The sequence below is a fragment of the Mesorhizobium sp. B2-6-2 genome, from assembly GCF_006440615.1.
Taxonomy (GTDB): domain Bacteria; phylum Pseudomonadota; class Alphaproteobacteria; order Rhizobiales; family Rhizobiaceae; genus Mesorhizobium.
The window spans coordinates 81752-87816 of sequence record NZ_VFUG01000021.1 but is presented as its reverse complement, the minus strand read 5'-3'; the positions used below and the strand labels follow the sequence as shown (position 1 = coordinate 87816).

At 63.6% G+C, this 6065-nt stretch carries 6 protein-coding genes; 2 read left to right on the top strand and 4 right to left on the bottom strand.

Going from position 1 to position 6065, the window contains the following annotated elements; all coding sequences use genetic code 11:
- A partial coding sequence (locus FJ419_RS26965) for a P-II family nitrogen regulator (protein ID WP_140700325.1) occupies positions 1 to 182 on the bottom strand: 182 nt, incomplete at its 3' end.
- Positions 183 to 528: 346 nt separating this feature from the next.
- Between FJ419_RS26965 and FJ419_RS26960 the strand changes: the two genes are divergently transcribed.
- Positions 529 to 2046 (top strand): NAD(P)H-hydrate dehydratase, encoded by a 1518-nt coding sequence (locus FJ419_RS26960; RefSeq protein ID WP_140700330.1) that lies wholly within the window; start codon positions 529 to 531, stop codon positions 2044 to 2046.
- A 67-nt stretch (positions 2047 to 2113) separates the two neighbouring features.
- Here FJ419_RS26960 and waaF read toward each other — a convergent pair whose 3' ends face one another.
- The 3 genes from waaF to FJ419_RS26945 are packed head-to-tail and all read right to left on the bottom strand — an operon-like array spanning position 2114 to position 5681.
- Positions 2114 to 3127, bottom strand: coding sequence for a lipopolysaccharide heptosyltransferase II (gene waaF / locus FJ419_RS26955; protein ID WP_140700329.1), 1014 nt, complete (start codon positions 3125 to 3127; stop codon positions 2114 to 2116).
- A 60-nt stretch (positions 3128 to 3187) separates the two neighbouring features.
- Positions 3188 to 4129 carry a glycosyltransferase gene (locus FJ419_RS26950; RefSeq protein ID WP_140700324.1) on the bottom strand — a complete coding sequence of 314 codons (942 nt, stop codon included), beginning with the start codon at positions 4127 to 4129 and terminating at the stop codon, positions 3188 to 3190.
- A 19-nt stretch (positions 4130 to 4148) separates the two neighbouring features.
- A complete protein-coding gene (locus FJ419_RS26945; RefSeq protein WP_140700323.1) occupies positions 4149 to 5681 on the bottom strand; it encodes an acyl-CoA carboxylase subunit beta in 1533 nt (510 codons plus the stop codon).
- 146 nt (positions 5682 to 5827) lie between these two features.
- Here FJ419_RS26945 and FJ419_RS26940 point away from each other — a divergent pair, with 146 nt between their 5' ends.
- The gene (locus tag FJ419_RS26940; RefSeq protein ID WP_140542882.1) at positions 5828 to 6064 is read left to right on the top strand and encodes a transcriptional regulator; all 237 of its coding nucleotides are present in this window, start codon (positions 5828 to 5830) and stop codon (positions 6062 to 6064) included.
- The last annotated feature ends 1 nt before the right edge of the window (position 6065 follow it).

The following is a 6065-nucleotide window of genomic DNA, read 5'->3' as shown; positions in this document are numbered from 1 at the left end:
ATCTTCACCTTGGGCAGGAAATCGACGACATATTCGGCGCCGCGATAGAGCTCGGTATGGCCCTTCTGGCGGCCGAAACCCTTGGCTTCGGTGACGGTGATGCCTTGCAGTCCGGCCTCCTGAAGCGCTTCCTTCACTTCGTCCAGCTTGAATGGCTTGATGATCGCTTCGATCTTTTTCATGTAAAAAGTGGCCTCCACTGCCAAGAAGACGGGTTGTCTGCCCCGCTTGCGCCTTCATCAAGCACGAAGCGTGCCAATCCTGAGGAGCGCAGACGGTGAGGGGCGTTTTCGCGCCCATGCCGCGTCCGGATGCAAATTCGCGTCATCGGCTGCATCGGATGCGTCATGGACGCCCAAACCGTATACATCGCTCCTCCTCGCGTCTGCGCAAAAAATGGGCAGACAGCGCAATTTGCAGGCTGAACCCCTCCCGGATGCGACCGCATTTGCAAGACAATGCGCGGTCACTGGTTTGCTTCGAACCGAAAACTGGACAATGCTTGATCGCATGGAGATCGGCAATCCCATGCGCAATGAACTTCTATCGCCGGCCGAAATGGCCGAGGCCGACAGGCTGACAATCGCGGCCGGACCGCTCGACGGCTATCGCTTGATGCTACGCGCCGGCGAGGCGGTCGCTGCCGTCGTGCTGGCGCGCTATCCTGGCGCGAAGAAGGTGCACGTGCTGTGCGGCCCCGGCAACAATGGCGGCGACGGCTACGTCGTGGCGCGGCTGCTGGCCGCGGCCGGCGTCGATGTCGCCCTGTGGGCGTCGGGCGAACCGAAGGCAGGCAGCGACGCCGCGCTCGCGGCGGCTGATTGCGCTCTGGAGCGGCACCCGCTTTCAGCCTTCACCGCGGAAGCTGGATCGCTGGTTGTCGACGCCATCTATGGCGCGGGCCTGTCGAAGCCTCTCGCCGGCGACGCCAAAGGCGCGGTCGACACCGCGACGGGCATGAACCTGCCGGTTGTCGCGATCGACCTGCCTTCGGGCGTTTCAGGCGAAAGCGGCGAAGTCCTCGGCTCGGCATTTCGCGCGGCTCTCACGGTGACCTTCGCACGAAAGAAGCCTGGGCATCTGCTTCTGCCTGGCCGCGAGCGATGTGGCGAGATCGTGGTGGCCGACATCGGCATTCGTGACGAGATCATCGACGAGGTCGCGCCGCGGGCCTTTGAGAACCGCCCCGGGCTCTGGATCGCCAGCTTTCCCGCGCCCGCCCTCGACACGCACAAATACAAGCGCGGCCATACCAGCGTCTTTTCGGGCGGACCATCCGCGACGGGCGCGGCGCGGCTGTCGGCGCTTGCGGCCGCCAGAAGCGGAGCGGGGGCCGTCACCGTGCTCTCGCCGGCGAACGCCATGCAGGTCAACGCGGCGCATCTGACCTCAATCATGCTGCGCAAGGTCGACGCGATCGAGGACGTGCATGATCTTATCGGCGATCGCCGGCCGTCCGCCTTCGTCCTCGGCCCCGGCTTCGGCATCGGTGACAAGGCGCGCGATTTCGCGCTCGCCGTGCTCGCCAAAAACCGGCAGGACGGCGGCGTCGAGGGCCTCGTGCTCGACGCAGACGGCATCACGTCTTTCCGCAATGCGGCCTCGACCCTGTTCGAGGCGGCCGCCAGACCGGACGCGCCGGCGTTGATCATGACGCCGCATGAGGGTGAGTTCGGCAGGCTGTTTGCCGACATCGCCGGCAACAAGGCGTTGTCGAAGCTGGCCAAGGCACGCGAAGCCGCGCAGCGCGCCAACGCCGTGATCGTCTACAAGGGCGCCGACAGCGTGATCGCCGCGCCGGACGGCCGTGCCGCGATCAACAGCAATGGCGCGCCCTGGCTTGCCACCGCCGGTTCGGGCGACGTGCTGGCGGGCATCATTGCCGGGCTTCTCGCGCAAGGCATGCCGGCCTTCGAAGCGGCTTGCGCGGCGGTCTGGATCCATGCCGAAGCCGGCAGCCGCTTTGGGCCGGGTTTGATTGCAGAAGACCTGCCTCTTGCCATGGTGCCGGTTCTTCGCGAACTGGCGCAGAGCCCTGTCCTATGAAGCAGCTGGCCCGAACCCGCATAGGCGCGGGTTTTCGGGGCGGCAACCGAGGAATAGGTCAGGCAACCTAGCTGGGGCGCGGCTGCCTCACGGCGTCGGCCAAAGCGGCAAGAACGCGTTCCTCGCTGACACCGCGTGTATCCTGGACCCAACTCGGTGTCGAAATCGGCGGCTCGAGATAGCGCACCTGGTCGTTCACCGGTCCGGTCTCATAGGAGCGGTTCGATCCGAAGATAAGCACGCATGGTCCGCCCAAGGCCGCGGCCGCGTGGCAGAGCCCGCCATCGACGCCGAGAAACGCAGTTGAGGCGGCGATCTGGCATATGGCGTCGGTCAGTTGCGGTGTCGATGTGAAATCCACCGCCTCGGGGAGCGCAGCCCGGATCTGAGCCGCGGCCTCGCGCTCGCGCGGGCCGCCGATGAGCCAGACCGACCAGCCGCGCCTGGCGTGATCCTTCGCCACCGAGATAAAACGCTCCGCCGGCCATGAACGGAAATTGGTGAAAGCCGAGGTGTAGAGCGCCAGCGCCGGCCTCGCCGGATCGATTCCATGCCGGGCGCGCCAATCGGCAAGTTCCTCGGCTGAGACCGCCATTTGCGGAGCAGGCAGGCGCATGTCATCGCCAGGTTTCTCGCCCAGCATCGCGATCGCGCAGACTTGCTCGAACAACCTTGTCTTGCGCGGGCCGAACGCCACGAAGCTCTTCGGCCAGCCGGCGGGCAGCCGGTTGATGATGCCGAACTGGAACTCGCGCGGATAGCCGATGCGTTCCGGAATTCCGGCGAGCCACGGCACCAGCGAAGCCTTGGCGCTGCTGGTGAGCATATAGGCCGCCTGGTAGTCCTCCTTGCGGATTTCGCGCGCCAGACCCGCGCGCTCTTTCAGCCCGGGCTTCCAGTGCTTCTCAATGATCCAGGTCTTGCGGATATGCGGCATCAGCCGCGCCAGCGGCGCGGCAAGCGGCGAGGTGGCGACGTCGATCGGATGCCCGGGAAACTTCACCGCAAGTATCTGGATTGCCGAATGGCACCGGATGAAGTCACCGATCGCCGGCAAGCAGAAGACGAGGATGGGACGCAACAAGCGCTACCTTTTCGATCCGGAACAGCCGCTGCCAATAGCGAGCATGACGGTGATTTGTCACGGAAGCGCTTCGCCATCAAGGATGCGGTGATAGAGCTCCAGATAGGCTTTCGCCGTTTTCTCGATCGGGAACCTGTCCGCCGCAGACTGGCGGCACCTTTGCGCCGGCAGGTCTCCGATCTCGACAAGGGCGCGCCCGAACTCCTCGTCGGACTCGAAGAAGCGTCCGGTATCCGCATCGACGGTTTCCACGAGCGCGCCGCGCGGCGTGGTGAGCACGGGCGTGCCGCACAGCATGGCCTCGACCTGCGCCATGCCGAACGGCTCCTCCCAGGAGATCGGGTTGAGGAATGCCTTCGATTCGCCCAGCAGACGCAATTTGTCCTGGCCGTCGACCATGCCGTGAAACCGATAGCGAGCGGAAAGGCTCTTGAAGAACACGCCCTCGCGGCGCGTCTTGCTGCGGCCGAGCAGCTTCCAGCGCGAGCCGCCGGCGATGTCGAGGGTGAAGTCGAATTTCTTCGCCAAGTCCACCGCCCGGTTCAGCCCCTTTCCGGCCCGGGCGATGGCCGCCATGAAAAACAGATGGTCGTTCTTCGACGGCGCCAGCTGATAGGCGTCCACCGGAAAGCCGTTATAGACGAAGGTCTTGCGGCCATGCAGCTCGGCATGGCGGGCGCTGAGGAAATTCCAGTTGGGCTGTGGCCGCGGATAATCCGGAAGATGGCCGTGCTCGGTGTTGAGCGTCGGAAAGGGTACCTCGACCTTCCAGGCGTGGAGATTGACGATCTGGGTGTCGCGTGGGATCGCCGCCCGGCATTCGGCATCGCTGATCGCATGCCTGACCTCGCAGAGCGGATGCGACGACCCCGGCGCGGCGATCAGGACCACATGGTGGCCGAGCCTGACCAGTTCGGTGATCAGCCATTCGACCTGGCGCTGTGTGCCGCCATACCCCATCGCTGGAATAAGGCTCTGGGCTGCAAGGGTTATGCGCATTTCTTATCGGTGCAGCTTTTCACAACGGAATGTTGTCGTGCTTCTTCCAAGGGTTCTGCATGTCTTTGTTGCGCAACATGCGCAACGCTCGCGCAATGCGGCGCCGGGTCGAGTGGGGCATGATCACCTCGTCGACATAGCCGCGTTCGGCGGCGACGAAGGGCGATAGGAAGCGATCCTCGTAACCCTTTGTATGCGCGGCGATTTTCTCCGGATCGCCGATGTCCTTGCGATAGATGATCTCGACCGCGCCCCTGGCGCCCATCACGGCGATCTGCGCCGTCGGCCATGCATAGTTCATATCGCCGCGCAAATGCTTCGAGGCCATCACGTCATAGGCGCCGCCATAGGCCTTGCGGGTGATGACGGTGATCTTCGGCACGGTCGCCTCGGCATAGGCGAAAAGCAGCTTGGCGCCATGCTTGATCAGCCCGCCATATTCCTGCGCGGTGCCCGGCAGGAACCCAGGGACGTCGACGAAGGTGACGATGGGAATGGAAAAACAATCGCAGAAGCGCACGAAGCGCGCCGCCTTGCGGCTGGCGTCGGAATCGAGCACGCCGGCCAGCACCATCGGCTGGTTGGCGACGAAACCGACCGTGCGGCCCTCGACGCGGCCGAAGCCGGTGACGATGTTCTTGGCAAAACTCTGCTGGATCTCGAAGAAATCGCCTTCGTCCGCGACCTTCAGAATCAACTCCTTGATATCGTAGGGCTTGTTGGCATTGTCGGGGATCAGCCGGTCGAGCGACAGGTCGTGGTCCGTCACCGACTGGTAGCACTCGATTTCCGGGATTTCGGCCGTGTTCGACGCCGGCAAAAGATCGAGCAGCCGGCGCATCTGCAGCAGCGCCTCGACATCATTGTCATAGGCGCCGTCGGCGATGGAGGACTTGGTGGTGTGGACGGACGCGCCGCCAAGGCTTTCGGCGGTCACCGTCTCATTGGTCACCGTCTTCACCACGTCCGGTCCGGTGACGAACATGTAGGAGGTGTCGCGCACCATGAAGATGAAATCGGTCATGGCGGGCGAGTAGACGTCGCCGCCGGCGCAGGGACCCATGATCAGCGAGATCTGCGGGATGACGCCGGAGGCGAGCACATTGCGCTGGAAGATCTCCGCGTAGCCGCCAAGCGCCGCCACGCCTTCCTGGATACGTGCGCCGCCGGCGTCATAGAGGCCGATGATCGGCGCGCGATTGCGCAGCGCCATCTCCTGCACCTTGATGACTTTTTCGGCATGCGCTTCCGACAGCGAGCCGCCGAACACGGTGAAATCCTTGGCGAAGATATAGACCGGGCGCCCATTGACGGTGCCCCAGCCGGTGACGACGCCGTCGCCGGCGATCTTGGTCTTCTCCATGCCGAAATCGGTCGAACGATGCTCGACATACATGTCGAACTCTTCGAACGAGCCCTCGTCGAGGAAGACCTCGATGCGTTCGCGCGCGGTGAGCTTGCCCTTGTTGTGCTGCGCCTCGATGCGGTCCTTGCCGCCGCCCATGCGGGCGATCTCGCGGCGGCGCTCGAGTTCCTTCAGCACGTCTTTCATCGCTGCTTCCCAAAAAGGATAAGTGATTTGTGGTAATGGGGAGGGCAGAGGAGCGCAAGCGCTCCATTTCGCCCGGGTCTCCAAGCTCGCGCAACCGTCAGTGGGCGATCTTGGCAGTCAGCGGTCGGATATGGCAGAATGAAACGATGAAGAACAACGTGGAAATATCCGAGGACTTGAACCGCAGGATCGAAATGCTGACCTCGCGTTCGACACTCACTCGCGACCAGATCATTGAGGATGCCCTATCTCACGGCCGCTCGCTCGCGTGGCAGGAAAAGTGGATCGCCGGCATTCAGGCCGGAATAGACGCGGCCGATCGTGGCGACTTCGCAAATGAAGAAGAGATAGCAGCCGTTTTGAACAAATACGGTCAGGTATAAC